At 71.5% G+C, this 19,779-nt stretch carries 22 protein-coding genes and 1 tRNA gene; 11 read left to right on the forward strand and 12 right to left on the reverse strand.

Features of this window, described 5'->3' with window-relative positions; all coding sequences use genetic code 11:
• Positions 1–37 precede the first annotated feature (37 nt).
• The 6 genes from ACZ7CF_RS00580 to ACZ7CF_RS00605 all read left to right on the forward strand — a co-directional run bounded on the left by ACZ7CF_RS00580 (position 38) and on the right by ACZ7CF_RS00605 (position 6,292).
• On the forward strand, positions 38–727 hold the full coding sequence (locus ACZ7CF_RS00580) for an SGNH/GDSL hydrolase family protein (protein ID WP_360387873.1): 690 nt from the start codon (positions 38–40) through the stop codon (positions 725–727).
• 137 nt (positions 728–864) lie between these two features.
• Positions 865–2,634, forward strand: a complete 1,770-nt coding sequence (locus ACZ7CF_RS00585; protein ID WP_470368454.1) for a carbamoyltransferase family protein — start codon at positions 865–867, stop codon at positions 2,632–2,634.
• Between the two features lie 6 nt (positions 2,635–2,640).
• Positions 2,641–2,919 (forward strand): hypothetical protein, encoded by a 279-nt coding sequence (locus ACZ7CF_RS00590; protein ID WP_360387868.1) that lies wholly within the window; start codon positions 2,641–2,643, stop codon positions 2,917–2,919.
• Positions 2,909–4,381, forward strand: a complete 1,473-nt coding sequence (locus ACZ7CF_RS00595; protein WP_360387865.1) for an MmgE/PrpD family protein — start codon at positions 2,909–2,911, stop codon at positions 4,379–4,381. Before ACZ7CF_RS00590 ends, ACZ7CF_RS00595 begins: the two co-directional genes overlap by 11 nt.
• A gap of 16 nt (positions 4,382–4,397) precedes the next feature.
• On the forward strand, positions 4,398–5,603 hold the full coding sequence (locus tag ACZ7CF_RS00600) for a cytochrome P450 (protein WP_470368455.1): 1,206 nt from the start codon (positions 4,398–4,400) through the stop codon (positions 5,601–5,603).
• On the forward strand, positions 5,594–6,292 hold the full coding sequence (locus ACZ7CF_RS00605) for an HAD family hydrolase (protein ID WP_470368456.1): 699 nt from the start codon (positions 5,594–5,596) through the stop codon (positions 6,290–6,292). Before ACZ7CF_RS00600 ends, ACZ7CF_RS00605 begins: the two co-directional genes overlap by 10 nt.
• Here ACZ7CF_RS00605 and ACZ7CF_RS00610 read toward each other — a convergent pair.
• Both ACZ7CF_RS00610 and ACZ7CF_RS00615 read right to left on the reverse strand, forming a co-directional pair.
• Positions 6,238–6,762, reverse strand: coding sequence for a methylated-DNA--[protein]-cysteine S-methyltransferase (locus ACZ7CF_RS00610; protein ID WP_360387858.1), 525 nt, complete (start codon positions 6,760–6,762; stop codon positions 6,238–6,240). The two genes, ACZ7CF_RS00605 and ACZ7CF_RS00610, sit on opposite strands and share 55 nt — an antisense overlap.
• Complete coding sequence (locus ACZ7CF_RS00615) at positions 6,759–6,884, reverse strand: hypothetical protein (RefSeq protein WP_360387855.1); 126 nt, start codon at positions 6,882–6,884, stop codon at positions 6,759–6,761. Before ACZ7CF_RS00615 ends, ACZ7CF_RS00610 begins: the two co-directional genes overlap by 4 nt.
• A 10-nt stretch (positions 6,885–6,894) precedes the next feature.
• On the opposite strand from ACZ7CF_RS00615, the gene ACZ7CF_RS00620 reads away from it, so the two are divergent.
• The 5 genes from ACZ7CF_RS00620 (at position 6,895) to ACZ7CF_RS00640 (ending at position 11,459) form a co-directional block, all read left to right on the forward strand.
• Complete coding sequence (locus ACZ7CF_RS00620; protein WP_360387852.1) at positions 6,895–8,283, forward strand: MFS transporter; 1,389 nt, start codon at positions 6,895–6,897, stop codon at positions 8,281–8,283.
• A gap of 46 nt (positions 8,284–8,329) precedes the next feature.
• Positions 8,330–8,418, forward strand: a tRNA-OTHER gene (locus ACZ7CF_RS00625).
• A gap of 22 nt (positions 8,419–8,440) precedes the next feature.
• Complete coding sequence (locus tag ACZ7CF_RS00630) at positions 8,441–9,331, forward strand: diacylglycerol/lipid kinase family protein (RefSeq protein WP_360387850.1); 891 nt, start codon at positions 8,441–8,443, stop codon at positions 9,329–9,331.
• Positions 9,331–10,401, forward strand: a complete 1,071-nt coding sequence (locus ACZ7CF_RS00635; RefSeq protein ID WP_360387847.1) for a ferritin-like domain-containing protein — start codon at positions 9,331–9,333, stop codon at positions 10,399–10,401. Before ACZ7CF_RS00630 ends, ACZ7CF_RS00635 begins: the two co-directional genes overlap by 1 nt.
• Positions 10,401–11,459, forward strand: a complete 1,059-nt coding sequence (locus ACZ7CF_RS00640) for a Zn-dependent alcohol dehydrogenase (protein ID WP_458433147.1) — start codon at positions 10,401–10,403, stop codon at positions 11,457–11,459. Before ACZ7CF_RS00635 ends, ACZ7CF_RS00640 begins: the two co-directional genes overlap by 1 nt.
• A gap of 56 nt (positions 11,460–11,515) precedes the next feature.
• On the opposite strand, the gene ACZ7CF_RS00645 is transcribed toward ACZ7CF_RS00640, so the two are convergent.
• From ACZ7CF_RS00645 to ACZ7CF_RS00690, 10 genes are read right to left on the reverse strand one after another with little or no spacing between them, the layout of a single operon-like run.
• On the reverse strand, positions 11,516–12,748 hold the full coding sequence (locus ACZ7CF_RS00645; RefSeq protein WP_360387842.1) for a beta-ketoacyl-[acyl-carrier-protein] synthase family protein: 1,233 nt from the start codon (positions 12,746–12,748) through the stop codon (positions 11,516–11,518).
• Complete coding sequence (locus ACZ7CF_RS00650) at positions 12,745–12,984, reverse strand: acyl carrier protein (RefSeq protein ID WP_360387840.1); 240 nt, start codon at positions 12,982–12,984, stop codon at positions 12,745–12,747. Before ACZ7CF_RS00650 ends, ACZ7CF_RS00645 begins: the two co-directional genes overlap by 4 nt.
• Positions 12,985–13,000: 16 nt before the next feature.
• A complete protein-coding gene (locus tag ACZ7CF_RS00655; RefSeq protein ID WP_360387837.1) occupies positions 13,001–13,960 on the reverse strand; it encodes a beta-ketoacyl-ACP synthase III in 960 nt (319 codons plus the stop codon).
• Positions 13,957–14,988, reverse strand: coding sequence for a fatty acid desaturase family protein (locus ACZ7CF_RS00660; protein ID WP_470368457.1), 1,032 nt, complete (start codon positions 14,986–14,988; stop codon positions 13,957–13,959). The genes ACZ7CF_RS00655 and ACZ7CF_RS00660 overlap by 4 nt, the downstream gene beginning before the upstream one ends.
• Positions 14,985–15,950 (reverse strand): VlmB-like protein, encoded by a 966-nt coding sequence (locus tag ACZ7CF_RS00665; protein ID WP_360387831.1) that lies wholly within the window; start codon positions 15,948–15,950, stop codon positions 14,985–14,987. Before ACZ7CF_RS00665 ends, ACZ7CF_RS00660 begins: the two co-directional genes overlap by 4 nt.
• A 2-nt stretch (positions 15,951–15,952) precedes the next feature.
• The gene (locus tag ACZ7CF_RS00670; RefSeq protein WP_360387828.1) at positions 15,953–16,396 is read right to left on the reverse strand and encodes a flavin reductase family protein; all 444 of its coding nucleotides are present in this window, start codon (positions 16,394–16,396) and stop codon (positions 15,953–15,955) included.
• An 11-nt stretch (positions 16,397–16,407) separates the two neighbouring features.
• Positions 16,408–16,884 carry a hypothetical protein gene (locus ACZ7CF_RS00675; protein WP_360387826.1) on the reverse strand — a complete coding sequence of 159 codons (477 nt, stop codon included), beginning with the start codon at positions 16,882–16,884 and terminating at the stop codon, positions 16,408–16,410.
• The gene (locus ACZ7CF_RS00680; protein WP_470368458.1) at positions 16,884–17,363 is read right to left on the reverse strand and encodes a type II toxin-antitoxin system RatA family toxin; all 480 of its coding nucleotides are present in this window, start codon (positions 17,361–17,363) and stop codon (positions 16,884–16,886) included. The genes ACZ7CF_RS00675 and ACZ7CF_RS00680 overlap by 1 nt, the downstream gene beginning before the upstream one ends.
• Positions 17,356–18,636 (reverse strand): aspartate aminotransferase family protein, encoded by a 1,281-nt coding sequence (locus tag ACZ7CF_RS00685; RefSeq protein ID WP_360387820.1) that lies wholly within the window; start codon positions 18,634–18,636, stop codon positions 17,356–17,358. The genes ACZ7CF_RS00680 and ACZ7CF_RS00685 overlap by 8 nt, the downstream gene beginning before the upstream one ends.
• A complete protein-coding gene (locus ACZ7CF_RS00690) occupies positions 18,633–19,775 on the reverse strand; it encodes an acyl-CoA dehydrogenase family protein (protein ID WP_360387818.1) in 1,143 nt (380 codons plus the stop codon). The genes ACZ7CF_RS00685 and ACZ7CF_RS00690 overlap by 4 nt, the downstream gene beginning before the upstream one ends.
• Positions 19,776–19,779 lie beyond the last annotated feature (4 nt).

Here is a 19,779-nt window from a genome sequence, read left to right on the forward strand (position 1 = left end):
CCAGACGGACCCCTCACCCGGTGGTGGAGTTGCCCGCATGACCAGTTACGCGCGCGAGGAAGCCGACCCCTACTGCGCCTGGCCCGCCGAGGCCGACCTGCTCGTCCGCGCCACCCCGTGGAAGCGGGTCGTGGTGGTCGGCGACAGCGTGGCCGCGGGCATCCGCGAGCCGCTGGAGGGCTACCGCGACCTCGACGGCACCGGCCGGGTGGCGGACGCCTTCGGCTCCTCGGTGGAGTACCTGAACCTGGGGGTGCGCGACCTGCGCATCGCCGAGATCCGCGCCACCCAGCTGGAACCGGCGCTGGAGTTCGCACCGGACCTCGCGATCGTGGCGGCGGGCGGCAACGACGTGCTCGGCCGCAAGTTCGACGAGCAGTACGTGGAGACCGAGCTGACCGCCGTCGTCGGACCGCTGGTGGCGCAGGGCGCGCAGCTGGCGATGATCGGCCTGTTCGACCTCGCCCGCTCCGGGCTCGTGCCCGCGGAGCACGCACCGGCGCTGGCCGAGCGGTTCGACCGCTTCGACGCGCTGACCAAGCGCGTCGCGCAGGCGCACGGCGGTGTGCAGTCGGAGAACCACGCGCACCCGCTGGCCGCCGACCCGAGCATCTTCTCCTCCGACCGGATCCACTGCAACGCCCGCGGCCACGCCATCGCCGCGACCACGTTGCTGGAGGCGTTGCTGGTGCTGTGGAAGCGCCAGGACGAGGAGCGCACCGCCTGACCCCGGTGACCGGAGGCCGGACCGCACGACCGGGGGCGCGGCGCTGAAGTTCGGGTCTCAGCCCGTTCTCAGAGCGATGTCAGCGCCCTCGTGTTGCATGAGTCCAGTTCACGGCCGACCGGTAAGGGAGATCAGCAGTGATCGTCGTCGGTTACAACGGATTCACCCGAGGCGCCGAACTCTTCGCCGGCCTCTACGGGGCCACGGGCAGGGACCGCCACAGCATCCTCGGCCACGACGCCGCGGTGGCGCTGATGATCGACGGCGAGCTGGTCGTGGCCGTGGAGGAGGAACGGCTCAACCGGGAGAAGAAGACCTCGGACTTCCCCATCGAGTCCCTGCGCTACTGCCTGGACCAGGCGGGGGTGGCGATCGACCAGGTGGACAGGTTCGCCTTCCCCTGGTCCTTCCCCTCGTCCACGGTCACCACGATGATCAACGCGATCGCTGCCACCGAGCTGCCGGACACGGCCAAGTTCGACCGGCTGCGCAGGTTCGGCGACCTCCACACCGGAATCCTGAGCCACCAGGCCATCCGGGCCGACCTCGCGGCGAGGACCGGCTTCGACGTGCCTGCGGAGAAGATCGTCACGGTCCCCCACCACCTGGCGCACCTCAGCTGCGGCCGCCACTTCAGCGACGGCGGGGACGCCGCGTTCCTCATCAGCGACGGCCGGGCGGAGATGTGCTCCGCCATCGCAGGCGAGATCCGCGACGGCGAGATCACCGTCTTCGACGACATGACGATCACCGTCACCCACTCGCTCGCGCTGCTGTACGGCGAGATCACCCGCTACCTGGGCTTCATGCCGAACAACGACGAGTACAAGGTGATGGGCCTGTCGGCGTTCGCGGACACCGAGCAGCCCAACCCGCTGATCGAGCACGAGGTCGTGCAGCTGCTGCCGAACGGCCGCTACGCCCTCGCCATCCCGAACGACCCGGCCGGCACCAGGGGCTACTACGCCCTGCTGGACCGGATCTTCGGCGGTTCCGAGGACGTCCGGGAGGAACCGTCCTACCAGGCCAGGGTGGCGCGGGCCGCGCAGGACATGGTGGAGGTCGTGACGGCACACCAGGTCGCGGAGCTCGAACGGCGGACCACCGCGCCGCAGCTGCTGATCGAGGGCGGTCTGGCGCTCAACTGCGTCAACAACACCAAGCTGCTGGAGAACTCCCGGTTCGCCGACGCGCACGTGAGCTTCGGGGCGAGCGACCCCGGCGTCGCGATCGGCGCGGCGGTGTACGCGGGCGGCACCACCACCCGCGACCCCTCCCCCTACCTCGGCCCGCACTACTCCGACGACGAGGTGGAAACCGTTCTGCGGCAGTACACCGACCGCGTCCGCTGGGTCGTGATGGACGACATCGCCGGTGAGACCGCCAAGCTGCTGACGGAGAAGACGGTCATCGGCTGGTTCCACGGCAGGACCGAGTACGGCCCGCGGGCGCTGGGCAACCGCAGCATCCTCGCGAACCCGAGCTTCCCCGACATCAAGGACATCATCAACACCAGGGTGAAGCACCGCGAGCCGTTCCGCCCCTTCGCCCCGATCGTGCTGGAGGACGACGCGGCGAAGGTGTTCGAGCTGGGCAAGAAGAAGTCCTCGCCGTACATGACGTTCGTGTTCCCGGTGAGGCCGGAGTACGTGAGCGTCATCCCCGGTGCCGTGCACGTGGACGGCACGTCGCGCATCCAGACGGTGACCGAGGAGGGCAACCCGCTGCTGGCGGAGCTGCTCGGCCGGTTCACCGAGCTGACCGGCATCCCCTGCCTGGTCAACACCTCGTTCAACGTCGCGGGCGAACCGATCGTGTGCTCCCCGCGCGACGCCGTCGAGTGCTTCCTCAACACCGAGATCGACCACCTGGTGCTCGGCCGGTTCCTGGTCTCGAAACAGGACTGACCCGCCGTGGCCGGGGGGAAGTCGGTGCGGGACATGCTGGAGCACGCGCTGGGCGAGCTCCTGGAGGCAGGCCGCAGGGAGGAAGCACTGGTGGAGGCCAGCATCGCGGCCGTCGAGTGCGCGCTGCGGCTCGTGACGGTCTCCGAGGGGGCGCAGCGGGGCAACCCGAACCTGGTCGAACCCACCAGGGAGGCGCTGGCGTCGGCCAGGGCCTCGGTGGTCGCCACCAGCTGTGCACTGTGGACGATGGACGACGAGCGCAGGGAACGCACGCATGAGCGGTGAGCGCACTCTCGCGACGGAGCTGGCCACCTGGGCCGCCCGGCTGACGTACGCGGACCTCCCCACCCGGATCACCGACTACGCGGTCAGCGCGGTCATCTCGCACCTGGGGGTGCTCCGGGCGGGCATCTCGCACCCGTTGGGGTGGAAGCTGCTGAAGGCGTTCGGCTCACCGCTGGCCGACGACCCGGCACGGGCCGCGCACGTGCTGGCCGGGCTGTCCTCGTGCCTGTACTACGAGGACAGCATGTACGTGGGGCACGTGACGCACTCGACGGTCAACGTGCCGCTGGCCTACCGCAGGCAGTCCGGTCTGGACGGACGCGCGCTGCTCGCCGCCGTGGTGGCGTCGAGCGAGTGCGCCGCGCGGGTCACCGCAGCGGCGGCGCTGGGCACGTTGCGCGGCCAGGGCGCGAGCTACGCGCAGCTGGTCGGCGCGGTGGCCGCGCGCTCCCACGCCCAGGGCGACCCGGTCGAGGCGTGGGTGAACGCGTGGGGCATCGCGCTGAGCGCACCGCCGTGGCCGCTGCGCAGGGCATTCCTGGGCAGCGACGCCAAGGTGCTGTCCGCGGCGGTGCCGGTGCGCATCGCGCTGGACGCCTGCGACGCCGCGGCGGCGGGGCTCACCGGCGCACCGGACCTGTTGGAGCACCCGAACGGGCTGCTGGCCAAGGTCTCCCAGGTCCCCTCGCCCGAGGTGATCACGAGCGGGTTCGGCGAGCGGTGGCACACCGAGACGCTGACGGTGAAGCTGCACCCGGCCGGTGCCTACGTGGACGCCGCGATCGACTGCGCGATGGCGTTGCACGACAAGCTGACCGCGCAGGACGCGGACGACATCGCGGAGGTCGAGGTGCGGGCGGCCGGGCTGACCATCGCCATGGACGCGGACGGCGCGCCGTACCTGGACCGGGAACGTTCGGCGATCATGGCGCTGAACCTCTCCGTCGGGTACAACGTGGCCACCGCGCTGCTCACCGGTGCCGTCACGCCCGCGGACCTGACCGGGCCCGCCACCGCCGACCCGCGCCGCTGGGAGCTCGCCGAGCGGACGCGGCTGCGGTTCGACCCGGAGCTGAGCCGCAACCTGCTGCGGGCGACGGCCCCGCTGGGCGAGGCGGTCAGGCAGGCGGGCGAGCGGGCCCGCGGGTGGCTGGCCGACTTCTCCGGTGGCAGGGCCGCGCCACCGCCCGGTCCGCCCAGCACGACCTTCGAGAACGCGACCAAGGCCGTGGGTGCCGTGGTGACCCTCGTCTTCAAGGACGGCCGCAGGCTCACCGAGGGCCGTGCCCACGCCGCCGGCTCGGCCGGCGAGGAAACCAGGCGCGAGCACCGCGCCATGGCACGGGCGAAGCTGCTCGCGACCGGTGTCCCGCAGGAGGTGGCCGACGAGCTCGACCGGCTCCCCGAGCTCGACGCGCGGCAGCTCGACCACCTGATCCGCACCGCACTGACCGCCCACTGAGGAAGGACGTTCCGCCATGGCCGAACACACTCCGCGGTTCGCCTACCCGTTGCTGCGCACGAGTCCCGTGGACCCGCCGGAGGAGTACGCGCAGCTGCGCAGGGAACAACCGGTGTGCCCGGTCTCGCTCGCGACCGGTGACCCCGGCTGGATCGTCACGAGGCACGACGACGCGCGGGTCGTGCTGAACGACCGCCGGTTCAGCCGCGAGGCGGTGTTCCTGCCGGGCGTGCCCAAGGCGCAGCACGTGCTGCCCGACCCGAACAGCATGCTGAGCATGGACCCGCCGCGGCACACGCGGCTCCGCAAGCTCGCCAACCCCACGCTGACCGCGGCGAAGATCGACGCGATGCGCCCGCACCTGCAGAAGGTCACCGACGAGCTGCTGGACGGGCTGGCCGCGCAACCGCAGCCGGCCGACCTGCTGGAGCACCTGGCGCGGCCGCTGGCGCTGCGGATGATCTGCTCGATCCTCGGCGTGCCGTTCGCCGACCACCACCTGTTCGGCGGCTGGACCGACCGGTTCATGTCGCTGACCAAGTACCCCGGCGAGGAGATCGCCAAGGCCAACGCCGACATGCGCGCGTACTTCGCCAAGCTGATCGAGGACAAGCGGGCGGAGCCGGGCGACGACATGATCAGCTCGCTCGTCGCCAAGCACGACAGCGAGGGCGACGAGACGATCACCGAGACCGAGATCGTGAGCCTCGGCGTGCTGCTGCTGCTCGCCGGGCACGACACGACGGTCACCGTGCTCGGTTCGTCGGTGGTGACGCTGGTGCGCAACCCCGACCAGCTCGCGATGCTGCTCGAGGACCCGTCGCTCTACCCCGCCGCGGTCAACGAGATGGTGCGGCTCAACGGGCTGGGCGGCGGCACGTCCATCCGCGTCACGGTCGACGACGTGGAGCTGAGCGGGGTCAAGATCCCCTCGGGGTCGGCGGTGATCGCGTCGGTGGCGTCCGGCTGCCGCGACGAGTCCGTGATCGAGAACCCGGACACCTGCGACATCACCCGCGCCGAGACCACGCAGCTCGGGTTCGGCTTCGGGCCGCACTTCTGCATCGGCGCGAACCTCGCCAAGGCCGAGCTGGAGATCGCGCTGCGCAGCCTGTTCGACCGGTTCCCCGGCCTGCGGGTCGCGGTGCCGCTGGAGGAGCTGCGGTGGAAGGACTACGCCGCGCTCGGCGGGTGGGAGGAGCTCCCGGTCGCATGGGACTGAGCGCCGCGTTCTTCGACGTCGACGAGACGTTGCTGGCCGTCCGCAGCATGTTCCGCTTCCTGCAGCACCACCGGCCCGACCGGTTCACCGAGGTCACCACCCGGCTGCGCGCGCTCGCCGCGGCCGGGTGGTCGCGGGCGGAGGTGATCGGCGACTACTACCGCGTGTTCGCCGGTGAGGCGGTCGCGGAGCTGGCGGCGGCGGGCAGGGAGTGGTTCTCCGCGTACCCCGACCCGGAGGAGCTGTTCCTGCCCGCCCCGCTGGAGGCGTTCCGGTGGCACCGCGACCGCGGCGACCTCACCGTGCTGGTGTCCGGGTCGTTCGAGGTGTGCCTGGCGCCGATTGCCGCCTGGCTGGGCGCCGACCTCGTGCACGGCACCCGGCTCGCGGTGCGCGACGGGCGCTACACCGGTGAGGTCGTCACGCCGATGATCGGGCCGGACAAGGCCGACGTGGCGAACGCCGTGATGGCGGCGCACGGCCTGGACCCGGCGCTGTGCACCGCCTACGGCGACCACTCGACGGACCTGCCGATGATGCTGGCCGTCGGCACCGCCGTGGTGGTGGGCGACGATCCGGTGCTGGTGGAGCAGGCAGCCGCGCGGGGGTGGACGCGGCTGCCTGCCGCGGCTGCTCAGACGCGTTCCATCTCCAGCAACCGCATCTTGCGCGGTAGCCCGCCGCCGTAACCGGTCAACGAGCCGTTCGCGCCCACGACCCGATGACAGGGCAGGATGATCGAGATCGGGTTGCGCCCGTTGGCGGCACCGACCGCGCGTGACGCGGTCGGCTTGCCGATGGCCAGGGCGATCGCGCCGTACGTCGTGGTGACACCGCACGGCACCGTGCTCAGCTCACGCCACACCTCCAGCTGGAAGGGCGTTCCCCGTGGCGCGAGCGGCACGTCGAACACCTTCAGCTCGCCGGCGAAGTACGCGTCCAGCTGGCGTTCCAGCTCCCCGAACAGGCCGGGGTCGCGCACCCAGTCGTCGGCGATCGCCGGCATGTACATCTGGTCCGGCATCATGTAGATGCCGGTGATCGACTCCCCGTCGCCCAGGAGCAGCAGCTCCCCGATGGGCGTGGGGGTGATGGTGAACCTGCGCGGTCCCCCGAGCGGGACCGCGAACTCCACGGGTGGCAGTGGTGCTGACGTCACCTGATCATGGTGGCGCATTCCCCGGCGCTTGACTGGCAGTTTTGCGACACGATCCGCACCGGGTCACGGCCCGGACGGGTGATGTCGCAAAACCGCCAGAGCCGCCCGGCGATCACTGCCATGGTCGACTCCATGACCCGGCCCGGCTTCACCACCGTCGTGCTGCTCGCGTGCGGAGCGACGTTCCTGTCGCTGCTCGACGCGACCATCACGAACCTCGCCATCACCGACCTGCACCGCACCTTCCCCGACGCCTCCGCCACCGACGTCACCTGGGTGATCTCCCTGTACGCGGTGCTGTTCGCGTCGCTGCTCGCACCCGCCGGCCGGCTCGCCGACGTCGTGGGACGGCGTTCGCTGTACACGTTCGGCGTGGGCCTGTTCACCGCGGCATCGGTGCTGTGCGCCGTCGCCCCGACCCTGCCGGTGCTGCTGATCGCCCGCGGGCTGCAGGGCGTGGGCGCGGCCGCGATGATCCCCGCGTCGCTGGCCGTGGCGCTGGTCGACTCACCGCCGGAACGCCGTGCGGAGGCCATCGGCCTGTGGGCTGCCGCTGCCTCCGCCGCCGCTGCCGCCGGACCCGTGCTGGGCGGCGTGCTGATCGACGCGTTCGGCTGGCGGTCGGTGTTCCTGGTCAACCTGCCGCTGGGCGTCGCGCTGCTGCTCGGCATCCGCAAGACCGAGAAGTCCGCGCGGCACAGCGGGAAGCTGCCCGACCTGCTCGGCACGGCGGTGCTGGCGTGCGGTGTCGGCCTGCTCACCCTGGGCGTGACCGAGGGGCAGACCTGGCGCTGGGACTGGCGGGCGCTCACCGCGCTCGGCGCCGGCGCGGTGCTGCTGGCGGTCGCGATCGTGCGCTCGTGGCGGCACCCGGTGCCCGCGCTCGAGACGAGGCTGTGGCGCACCAGGACGTTCGCGCTGGCCAATGCCGTCTCGCTGTTCTTCGGCGCCTCGCTGTACGCGTGGCTGCTGATCGGCGCGCTGGTGCTGGTGAACGTCTGGCACATCTCGTGGCTGGTCGCCGGTCTGGTGATGAGCCCCGGCGCGGTGGTGTCCGCGATCGTGGCCGCCCGCGTCGGCAAGGTGCTGAGCAAGCGCAACCCGCGGCTGGTGGTGTCGGTCGGCGCCCTGCTGGTCGTGGCCGCCGGGGTGTGGCTCTACCTCGGGCTCTCCGCAGAGCCGCAGCTGTGGTCCCTGTGGCTGCCGGTGGGCCTGGTGGCCGGGCTCGGCATGGGCGCGGTGAGCACCGGTGTGTCGAGCGCGGCGGCGTTGTCCGTGCAGCCGACCCAGTTCGCCGGCGCGACCGGGCTGAACATGGCCGTGCGGCAGATCGGCGGGGCGCTGGGCATCGCCGCGCTGGCCGCGATCCTGCCGGTCGAGGTGTCGTCCGATCCCGTCCCGCACGGCCACGTGGCGCTCTTCTGCTGCGTGACGGCCGCGATCGCGGGTCTGATCAGCCTCGGCCTGTCCATCCACACCGGTGCGCCGGCACCGCGCGCGGAGACCGCGCTGAAGCGGTGATCTCAGTGGAATGTAAGGACCTTCTGGCAGCATCGGTGTCGAACGAGGAGAGATTTCCGTAGTGGCCCAACGGAGGTCGGGCTCGCCCGATCGAGGCCCCCGTGGCTTCCGCAGGTTCGAATCCTGCTCTCTCCGCTGACAGCGAAGGGACCCCCGCATGCCGGTGATCATCACCAATCCCGTTGCCGGACAGGGTGGTCGGTCCCTCGCAGACGAGGTCGCCGGTACGTTCGCCACGGCGGACGTGCTGGTCACCGAGTACCCGGGACACGCGGAGGAGCTCGCCACCAAGGCGGCCGCCGACGGCGCCGACCTCGTCGTCGCGGTCGGCGGTGACGGCACCGTGCGCGAGGTCGCCTCCGGGCTCGTCCGGGCGGCCGGCGAGGCGCCACCGCTGCGGATCGTGCCCGCGGGCACCGGCAACTCCACCTACCGCGAGCTCTGGTCGGACCTGCCGTGGCGGGAGGCGCTGCGGGCGCCGTCGCGGGTCGCCCGGCTCGACGTGGGCTGGGTGCTGGAGACCGACCGCTACTTCCTGCTCGGCGCGTGCACCGGTCTGGTCGCGCAGGCGCTCGTGAGCGCCGCGCGGCTGACGCAGCACCACGGCCGTGAGCGCTACCAGCGGGCCGTCGCCGAGACCATCGCCACCTTCACGCCCTACCCGGGCCGGGTGCTCGTCGACGACCGGCTGGTGCACGACGGCACCGTGGTGCTGGCCAACGTCGGCGGCGGCCGGTTCCGCGGCGGCCGGTTCATGGTGCTCCCCCACTCCCTGCTCGACGACGGGCTGCTCGACGTCTGCGTCGTGAGCGGTGAGCTCGACCCGAAGGCGCTGCCCGGCCTGACCGCCGACGGCAGCCACGTCCACCGTCCCGAGGTGACCTACGTCCGCGGCCGCCGGTTCGTGCTCGAACGCACCGACGGCGAGCCGCTGGTGTTCGAGCACGACGGCGAGCTGCAGACCACGCCCGAGTCGCGGTACACGATCGAGGTCGTGCCCGGCGCGCTGCCCGTGGTCGTCCCCTCCGAACCTGTGGAGAGTTCCTGATGGACAGCACGAACTGGACGTTCCCCGCGGCCGGCGACACCTACTTCAGCTGGGACTACGACTCCGGCCGCGAACGGCTGCTGAGCCTGTACCAGAAGGGCAAGGACAAGCAGTGGGACAGCGTCAAGCGGATCGACTGGGACATCGAGGTCGACCCGTACGACGTGCTCGGCACACCGGAGAACACGCTGGCGCTGTACGGGTCGCGGCAGTACGAGAAGCTGAACGACCAGGAGCGCAAGGTGATGCGCCAGCACATGGCGTCGTGGGAGTTCAGCCAGTTCCTGCACGGTGAGCAGGGCGCGATGATCACCTCGGCGCGGATCGTGCAGTCGGTGCCCGACATCGACGCCAAGTTCTACGCCGCCACGCAGGTGATGGACGAGGCGCGGCACGCGGAGGTGTTCTCCAAGTTCCTCGACGAGAAGATCGGGCTGACCTACCCGATCAACCCGCACCTCAAGTCGTTGCTGGAGGACGCGCTCAACGACTCCCGCTGGGACATGCCCTACCTGGGCATGCAGGTGCTGATCGAGGGGCTCGCGCTGGCCGCGTTCGGCATCCTGCGGGACAAGACGAACAAGCCGCTGCCCAAGCAGATCCTCGCGTACGTCATGCAGGACGAGGCGCGGCACGTGGCGTTCGGCCGGCTCGCGCTGAAGGACTACTACGCCGAGCTGTCGGCGAAGGAACGGGCCGAGCGCGAGGAGTTCGTCATCGAGGGCTGCTACCTGATGCGCGACCGGCTGCGCATGCAGGAGGTGTGGGAGAACCTCGGGTTCGACATGGCCGAGTGCATGGAGCTGATGAACAAGGGCCCGCGCATGCGCGCCTTCCGGTCGTTGCTGTTCGCGCGGATCGTGCCGTGCGTGCGCGACATCGGCCTGTGGGGCCCTGCCGTGCAGAAGGCCTACGACGACATGGGCGTGCTGGACATGGCGAACAAGGACCTGCTGAAGCTCATGGCGGCCGACGAGGACCAGGCGGAGCAGCTCGACCGGGAACGCCGGGAGCTCCAGGAGCGCCAGGCCGAGATCGACGAGACCATCTCGATGGCGGCGGCCGACTGATGCGCGTGCTGGCCGCGGTCACCACCGGTGGCCCGCTGAGCGTGGAGAAGATCTCGCTGCGCGCCCCCGGTCCCGGCGAGGTGCGGGTCCGCCTGACCGCCGCCGGTGTCTGCCACTCGGACCTGTCGCTGGCGCAGCGGACGCTGCCGCACCCGTTGCCCGCCGTGCTGGGGCACGAGGGCACCGGCGTGGTGGCCGAGGTGGGACCGGACGTCACCGGTGTGCGGGTGGGCGACCACGTGGTGCTGAGCTGGCGGCCGGCCTGCCGGTCGTGCCGCTGGTGCCTGCGCGGTCAGCCCTTCCTGTGCACCCGCGGGGACGAGGCGTCACGCCGCCCGCTGGGCACGTGGCAGGACGAACCGGTGTACCCCGGTCTCGGGGTGGCCGCGTTCGCCGAGCAGACCGTGGTGCCCGCGGAGGCCGTGGTCGTGGTGCCGTCCGACCTGCCGCCGGAGACCGCCGCCCTGCTGGGGTGCGCGGCGCTCACGGCGTACGGGGCGGTGCGGCGCAGCGCGCGGGTCGCGCCCGGTGACTCGGTCGCCGTGATCGGCACCGGTGGTGTCGGGCTCATCGCGGTGCAGGCGGCCAGGTTGAGCGGTGCCGAGCGGATCATCGCGGTCGACGCCTCACCGGCCAAGGAGTCCGCCGCCCGCGCCTGCGGTGCCACGGACTTCCTCCTGGCCGGCGAGTCGGCCCGGTCGCTCGTGGACGGCGGTGTCGACCACGCCATCGAGTGCGTGGGCAGCGCGGAGACGATCCGGCAGGCGTGGGACATGACCCGCCGCGGCGGTGTCACCACGGTCGTCGGTGCGGGCGGGAAGAGCCAGCAGGTCACCTTCTCCGCGCTGGAGCTGTTCCACTCCGCGCGCACGCTCGTCGGCTGCCTGCACGGCAACACCGATCCCGCTCGCGACCTGCCGGAGCTGCTGGAGCACGTCCGGGCCGGCGCGATCGACCTCGACGTCGTGGTGACCGACCGGATTCCGCTGGAACGGGTCGGTGAGGCGTTCGAGCGGATGGAGGCCCGCACCGGCGGGCGTTCGCTGATCGTCTGGTAGTCCCCGGGCACCACCCGCCTGGTCCTGGTCGTTCCCGACGACCAGGACCAGTCGCGTCAGGGGCGGGTGAGCACCAGCACGGCGTTCTGGCCGCCGAACCCGAACGAGTTGCTGACCGCCACGTCGACCGTCGCCTCCCTGGCGATCTTCGCGACGACGTCCACCTCGATCTCGGGCGCGATGTTGTCGAGGTTCGCGGTGGGCGGGATGAGCCGGTCGCGCACGGTCAGCGCCGTCGCCACCGCCTCGATCGCCCCCGCTGCGCCCAGGGCGTGGCCGACGACGCCCTTGATGGACGTGACGGCCGGCCGGTCCCCCAGCACGCGGCGGATCATCCTGGCCTCGGCGACGTCGTTCAACGGCGTCGAGGTGCCGTGCGCGTTGACGTGGTCGACCTCGCCGGCACCGATCTGCGCGTCCCGCAACGCCGCGAGCACCGCCAGTTCGGCACCGGCGCCGTCCGGGTCGGGCGCGGTCGGGTGGTGCGCGTCGGCCGAGGCGCCGTACCCGCTGACGCACGCGTGGATGCGCGCGCCGCGGGCACGGGCGTCCGCGACCCGTTCCAGCACCAGCACCGCCGCGCCCTCCGCCGGCACGAAGCCGTCCCGGTCGACGTCGAACGGCCGGGACGCCACGTCCATCTCGTCCCCGCGCGCCGACAGCGCGCCCATCTGGCTGAACCCGGAGATGATCGACGGCACCAGGCACGCCTCGGTGCCGCCGGTGATCACCACGTCGCACCTGTCGTTGCGCAACAGGTCCCTGGCCACACCGACGGCGGTGGTGCCGGAAGCGCACGCCGTGGCGGTCACCAGGCTGGGTCCCTTCGCCCCGCACTGGATCGCGACGTAGCCGGCGGACATGTTCATCGACAGCATCGGGATGAGCATCGGCGACACCTCCAGCGGACCGTTGTCGCGCAGGACGTTGTGCTGCTTCTCCCACGCCGCGGCGCCGCCGATGCCGTTGCCCAGCACCACCGCCACCCGCTCGCCGTTCCACCGCGCCGGGTCGAGACCGGAGTCCGCCAGCGCCTCGGCCGCGGCGGCCATGGCCATCTGGGTGCTGCGGTCCAGCCGCCACGCGGTGCGCTTGCCGAGGGCCGCGATCGCGTCGAAGCCGTCGGCCTGGCAACCGAAGTCCGCCGGGGTGCCCGCGAGCGCGGGCACCTTCGTGGCGGCGGTCGCCGAGCCGAGCAGGATGCGTTCCCACGCGGCGGCCGCGCCGACTCCGGCGGACGTCACCAGCCCGACCCCGGTGATCGCGGCGTCGAACCGGCCGGGCGTCACACCTTCACGCCCTTGCCCACGATCAGCTCCGCGGTCTGGGCGATGGTGAAGTCGGGGCTGACCTCGTCGTCGGCGATCTCGACGCCGAACTCCTTCTGCACCACCAGCACGAGCTCGACCAGGCCGAGCGAGTCGACCTCGAGCTCGTTGAACGTGTGGTGCGGCTGGATCTCGTCCTCCTCCATGCCCATCACGTCCATCAGCATCTTGACCAGCCGGTCGTAGACGTCGTTCATCTGCGTTTCCTTCCACTCAGGTCAGGGACAGGTCCGGCCAGCGCAACGCGCAGGCGCCCCAGGCGAGTCCGCCGCCGAAACCGGTCAGCAGCACGCGGGTGCCCGGCGCGAGCCGCGCGTCGGAGAGGGCGAGCGGGATCGACGCGGCGGCGGTGTTGCCGACCCGGTCGAGGTGCACGGCGCACCGGTCGCGGGACACGCCGAGCTGGCCCGCGACGGCGTGAATGATGCGCAGGTTCGCCTGGTGCGCCACCAGGACGTCCGGTTCGGCCCAGCCGGCGGTCCGCAGGGCGGTGCGCGCCGACTCGGTCATGCGTTCGACCGCGTGCCGGAACACCGCGCTGCCGCGCATCCGGAAGTACGGGTCGGTGCCGAACGGGTCGCGCGCGCCGCCGGACGGGATGGTGATCATGTCGTGGCCGGTGCCGTCGCTGCCGAGCTGCACGGGGCCGAGCGCACCCAGCTCGTCCGGCTCGCCCGCCCGCAGCACGACCGCTCCCGCACCGTCACCGAAGATGACCCGCGTGCTGCGGTCGGCGGGGTCGAGGATGCGCGAGTAGGTCTCCGCGCCGATCAGCAGGACCCGCTCCGCGGCACCGGACGCGATCAGCCCCGCGCTGATGCCGAGCCCGTACAGGAAACCCGTGCACACGGCCTGGACGTCGAACGCCGGCACGGTGCCGAGCCCGAGCCGCGCCGACACCAGCGGTGCCGTCGCCGGGCACCGCTGGTCGGGTGTCGTCGTGGCGAGCACGACGGCGTCCACGGACGCGGCACCCGCCGACTTCAACGCCCGCGCACCGGCCTCGACGGCCAGGTCGGACGTCGCGAGGGACGGGTCGGCGACGTGCCTGCTGCGGATGCCGGTCCTGGTCGTGATCCACTCGTCGGAGGTGTCCAGCTCGGCGGCCAGGTCGTCGTTGGTCACGACCGCGGGTGGCAACCAGGCGCCGAGGCCGCACAGGACGGCGGTCACACCTTCCCCAGATCGCGGACGTCGTCGCTGACCTCGCCCAGGTAGTCGGAGACCTCCAGGTACGAGCGGGCCAGCGACACCTCGACGTAGGGCAGTCCCTGGCGCAGGCAGAACTCCTTCACCAGCGGCTGGGCGCGGTGCAGGTTGCTGCGCGGCATCGACGGGAACAGGTGGTGCTCGATCTGGTAGTTCAGCCCGCCGTAGAAGAAGTTCGTGACCCGGCTCGGCAGCATGTTGCGCGAGGTCACCACCTGGCGGGTCAGCCAGTCGAGCTCCTCGGACTCGCCGTCGCGCACGGGCAGGCCCTTGTGGTTGGGCGCGAACAGCAACCCCATGTAGAAGCCGAAGAGCGCCTGGTGCACCACGATGAACGCGAGCGCCTTCAGCGGCGACATCACCAGGAACACGGCCACGAGGTACACGACCAGGTGCAGCGTGATGACGACGAGCTCCGCGTTGCGGTACCTGGTCAGCGCGCCCTTGCTGGCGGCGACGTAGCCGGACAGGTGCAGCCGCACGCCCTCCATCATGATCAGCACGTAGAACATCCACGACTGGTGGCGCACCACGAACCGGGAGAACGCGCTGGTGCGGCTGGCGCTCTGGCTCTTGTCGAAGATCACCTGCCTGCGCAGGATGTCCGGGTCGAGCGAGAGGTGGTTCGGGAAGTTGTGGTGCTTGGTGTGGTGCCCGACCCACCAGCCGAAGCTGACGCCGGTGAGCACGTTGCCGTGGACGTAGCCGATCACCTCGTTCGGCGTCTTGGTGCGGAAGATCTGCCGGTGGCCGGCGTCGTGGCCGATGAGGTCGGTCTGCGCGAAGCAGAACGCCAGGTAGACCGCGACCGCGAGCTGCCACCACGAGTCGCCGACGAGCACGAACGCCACCCAGCCCGCCGCGAGCAGCACCAGGTTCGAGATGATCTTGATCGTGTAGTAGACGGGCCGGGAGTCCATCAGCCCGGCTTGCTTGACGATCCTGGTGATCTCGGCCAGCGCGGTCGGCGGCTGGCTCTTGATCGAGGTCATGCCGTTCCTCCCTCCAGTCCCATGTAGGCGAGCCGGACGCGCTGCATCTGGTCGGTCCACTCGTGCGCGGTGCCGACCCGTTCCTCGACGGTGGTGTCGGCGAGCCGCCTGCCCGGCCAGATCTCGTAGTCGCCGAGCAGGTGCCCGTGCAGGCGGATGCCCTCCTGGAACAGGGACTCGCGGCGCACCAGCATGTCCTCGGTCGGCAGCTTCGCCCACAGCTCGTAGCCGTGCTGCATCAGCTCCAGCACGCGTCCCCTGGCCTCGGGGTTGTGCCGCAGGTAGTCGCGGGCGATGGCGCTGCCGACGGTGAGGTGGCGGATCTCGTCGATGCCCGCGCCGCGTTCGATCTCCGCGGCGGCCGGGTCGAAGACGCGCCACTTGCGCTCGCTCAGCTCGGCCGCCGGTGCCAGCACGCCCTCGACCAGCACGGTCAGCACGACCACGCCGCCGATGAAGTCGCCCTCGTCGCGCAGCACTCGCAGGCCGAGCTCCTCCAGCGGCACGAGGATGCGGTCGCGGTCGGTCTCGGCGAGCCGGTCGATGGTGGACCACAGGTCCTGCGCGGCGACGCCCAGCTCCAGCAGGTGGTTGCGGAACACCATGGCGTGCCGCGCCTCGTCCATCAGCTGGGTGGCGTAGAACTCCATGGACGCGTTGTCCGGTGCGAGCGCCACCAGGTAGGAGATCGCCCGCGTGGCCTTCTCCTCCGCGATGGAGCGGAACGCGAGCTCCTGGGTGAGCGCGTCGTTGAGCGGGCCGGGTTGCGCGGTGACGTCGAGCGGCACCACGTCCGGCGCGTGCCCAAGCACGTGACCGCGCAACGTTCCCTGCGGCACGTTGCCGAACCAGTACTTCAGGTCGCAGGTCTCGGCCGTGAGGTCGAGGCTCATCGCGCCGTCGACGAGCGAGGGAGCGTTCTCCCAGTCGGCCTCGGCGGGAATCGTCGTGCGGTCGGACACCGTCAGCTCCTCGGGTCGGTTCGAAAGGTGTTCGAGAGCGGGGCACCCGCACCGAGCTCGGCGCGCAGCACGCGGCCCAGCACGAGGACGTGGTCACCGGTGGGCACCACCCGGTCGACCGTGCACTCCAGCCAGCCCGCGGCGTCGGCGAGCAGCGGCACCTCGGTGCCCTCCCGCCACACCTCCGGCTGCCCGCGTCCCCTGGTCGCGCTGGCGAAGTAGCGGGCGAGGTCGGCCTGCCCCTCCGCGAGCCGGTTGACGGCGAACCGCCCGGCCGCCAGCAGGGCGGCGAGGCCGCGGCTGCCCGAGCGCAGCGCGAACGACACCATCGGCGGGTCGACCGAGGCGAGGGCGAGCGTGCTGACCGTGACGCCGTGGACGGACGGCCCGGTGCCACAGCTGAGCACCGCGACACCGTTGGTGAAGTGCCGGCTGAACCTGGGCACCGTGCCGACGCTCACCGCGTGCCCACCAGCTCGGTCACCCCGCGGTCGGCGGCGTCGAGCTCGGCGCGGAACCGCAGCCACGCCGGGTGGGCGACCGGTTCGAACGACAGCACGAACGGCTTGAGCAGGTTGCCGAACAGCGCGCGGTCGCCGAAGAGGTGGATCGGCAGGGCGAGCAACGCCCACTCCGGTCCGATGAGGACGATCCACGCGATGGCGACGAGTCCCTGCGTCACCAGGCTGTGCATGGTGTTGTAGAGGACGTAGTAGACCTTGGGGATCTTCTTGTCGGCGCTGCGGTGGTAGGCGACCGCCCCCGGCAGGTAGCCGATCAGGTCGATGTAGAGGAACAACCCGATCGCGGGCAGCCAGCGCACCTCGCCGATGTGCCAGAAGAACAGCACGACGGCGACGACGAGACCGAGCCCGTACTCCGCGCGCAGCAGGTTGTACGTGGTGCGGGTGGTGAACGTGTTCTTGGCGTCCATCACCGCACCCCCGCCGCGAGTGCGAGGGCGGCGTCGTCGCCCACCACGTCCACCCGGTCGAACAGGCCGGCCACCGCGCGGACGATGGTCTCCTTCAGCACCCGCTCGGCGATCGGGTCGAGCAGTCCGGCGAGGCTCGGGATGCCGAAGTCGAACCCGGCCGTGAACGCGACGGCGCTGCCGGTGCCGTGCGGTGTCACCACCCAGGTGCCCGCGAACTCGGCGAAGTCGCCTTCGAGCTGCTCGAACGTGATCGTCAGCGCGTCCGCGTCGAACCGGTCGACCTCGGTCCAGCGCAGGATGCCGTTGCGGAAGAAGACCTCCCAGTCGCTGTGGTCCTCGCCGGGGCCGACGGACCGGACGCTGACCGAGCGCACGACATCGATCAGGTCCGGGTACGCGGCGAAGTCGGAGATCCGCTCGAACGTGGTCGCCGGGCCGACGTCGGCGACGAGGATCGTCACCTGCGCGTCACGCATGGGTCTGCACCCCTTCCGGGTATCGGGCGGCCTGCACCGCGCACGCGCGGTCCAGCGCCTCGTAGAGGAAGTCGAGCTCGTCGCGGGTCAGCACCGCGGGCGGCGTCAGGCGCAGGACGAGGTGGGAGTTGAGCGAGTGGTTGGCGATCACGCCGTGCTCGACGAGCTCGATCAGCAGGTCGCCGGCGAGACCGGGTTCGGTGAACTCGACGCCCATCAGCAGGCCGCGGCCGCGCACCTCGCGCACCAGGTCGCCGAAGTGGGCGTGCACGATCCTGCGCACCTGCCCGAGGATCTCCTCGCCGAGCACGCGGGACCGTTCGACGAGGTTGTCCTCCTGGATCGCCTCGATCGCGCCGCGGGCCGCCGCCATCGCCAGCGGCACACCGGAGAACGTCGAGGTGTGCAGGAACGGGTCGCGGTCGAGCGCGCGGAACGCCCGTGCGGTGGCCACGACGGCGGCGACCGGGACGACACCGCCGCTGAGCCCCTTGCCGACGAGCAGCAGGTCCGGCGTGACGCCCTCGGTGTCGACGCCCCACCACGAGCCGAGCCGGCCGAGACCGGTCTGGATCTCGTCGACCACGAGCATCGCGCCGTGCGCGCGGCAGGAGTCCGCGACCGCCCGCAGGTAACCCGGCGGTGGCAGCACCACCCCCGCCTCGCCCTGCACCGGTTCGACGAACACGCAGGCCTCGCCCGGCATCGTCGCGAGCAGCGCGTCGAGGGCCTCGGCGTCGCCGTACGGGACGTGCGAGGTGCCGGGCAGCAGCGGCAGGAACGGTTGCTGGAACACGTCCTTGCCGGTGAGGCTCAGCGCGCCCATGGTCTTGCCGTGGTAGCCGGACCCCATCGCGACCAGCCGCCGCTTGCCGTTCGTGCGGGCGATCTTGATGGCGGTCTCGACGGCCTCGGCGCCGGCACCGGAGAAGTGCACGCGTTCCAGTCCCGGCGGTGAGACGGACACCAGGGCGTCGGCCGCGAGCGCCGCCTGCGGTTCGAGGAAGATCCGCGTCGACACCGGGTGCCTGCTGAGCTGCGCGAGCACGTGCCGCAGCACCGTCGGGTGCCGCGCGCCCATCAGGAACACGCCGTAGCCGCCGCAGTTGAGGAACCGGCGGCCCTCCTGCGTGGTGACCCAGGCGCCCTGCGAGCCCACCTCGACGTGCCCGCCGAACATCTCGCCGAGCGTCGCGCGGCCCTTGCTGAGCCTGGACCGGTACAGCCGGCCGAGTGCCTCGCGGTCGGGCGTGGCGGTGTCCAGCACGCTCATGACCCACTTCCCAGTCGCAGCGGCTGCCCGCCGACGTGTGCGAGGAACGGAACGGTGAAGCTGCCGCGCGAGGGCGGGTGGAACGCGAGCGCGTGCGTGACCGCGGCCAGGTAGGCGACCTCGGGCGAGGAGATGAACGCCATGCCGCCCAGCAGCTCGACCGCGCGGTTCACGGTGTCGGTCAGCGCGTCCTGCGCGGCGTACCTCGCGACGAGCGTCTTGCCCAGTGCGACGTCGTCCACCTCACCGGCCATGATCATCCTGGCCATGCCCTCCAGCAGCAGCGTCGCGGACTCCAGCCGCAGCACCACCGCCGCCCGGTCGGACTCGCTGCCCTTGGCCGCGGCGAACACGCGTTCCACCAGCGCGCTCGCCATGCCGAGGTAGGACGAGGAGATCAGCAGCTCGAACCAGATGAAGCCGATGGTCTGCAGGTCGTCCAGCTCGTCGCGGGCCGCGTCGGTGCGCATCAGCAGCTGCTCGTCGGCGAACACGTCGGTGAGCCGGATCTCGTCGCTCTCCGCACCGGCGAGCGCCCAGCTCGACCAGAACGGGTGCACCGTGATGCCCTCGCTCTGGCGGGGCAGCAGCAGCACCGCCATCTCCTGCTGACCGTCGTCGCCGGTCACCGACACGCTGGCGGTCAGCAGGTCGAACGACCGGGACAGGCTGCACGGCTTCTTCGAGCCGTTGATGAGGTACCCGCCCTCGGCCTTGACCGCGGACATCGTCGGCGTGAGGATGCCCTGCCCCGGCTTGCCCTCGGCGAACCCGGAGGCCACCAGCAGGCGTTGCGTGGCAACGCCTTCCAGCAGCGCCCACTCCATCCCGCTCGACTTCACGCTCTCCGCCAGGGTGAACAGCGTCGCCACGGAGAAGTGGTGCATGGTCGTGGCGACTGCCAGCGAGGGCGCGCGGGAGGCCAGGGCGCGGGTGACGGCCATGGCCTGCAACGGGTCCGCGCCGGCGCCCGCGTACGCCCGCGGGATCACCAGCCCCGGCCCGCCGGCCGCGCGGAAGAGCGCGATGGCGGAGGACTCCGGTCCTTCCAGCTCATCGAGCTCCAGCGCGGCGAGCTGGTCCTGCAGGCCGGGGAGGAACGCCTCGCACGTCTCGCGAGCGGCGTCCAGTGCACGCATGGGT

It is taken from the genome of Lentzea sp. NPDC036955, assembly GCF_055608005.1.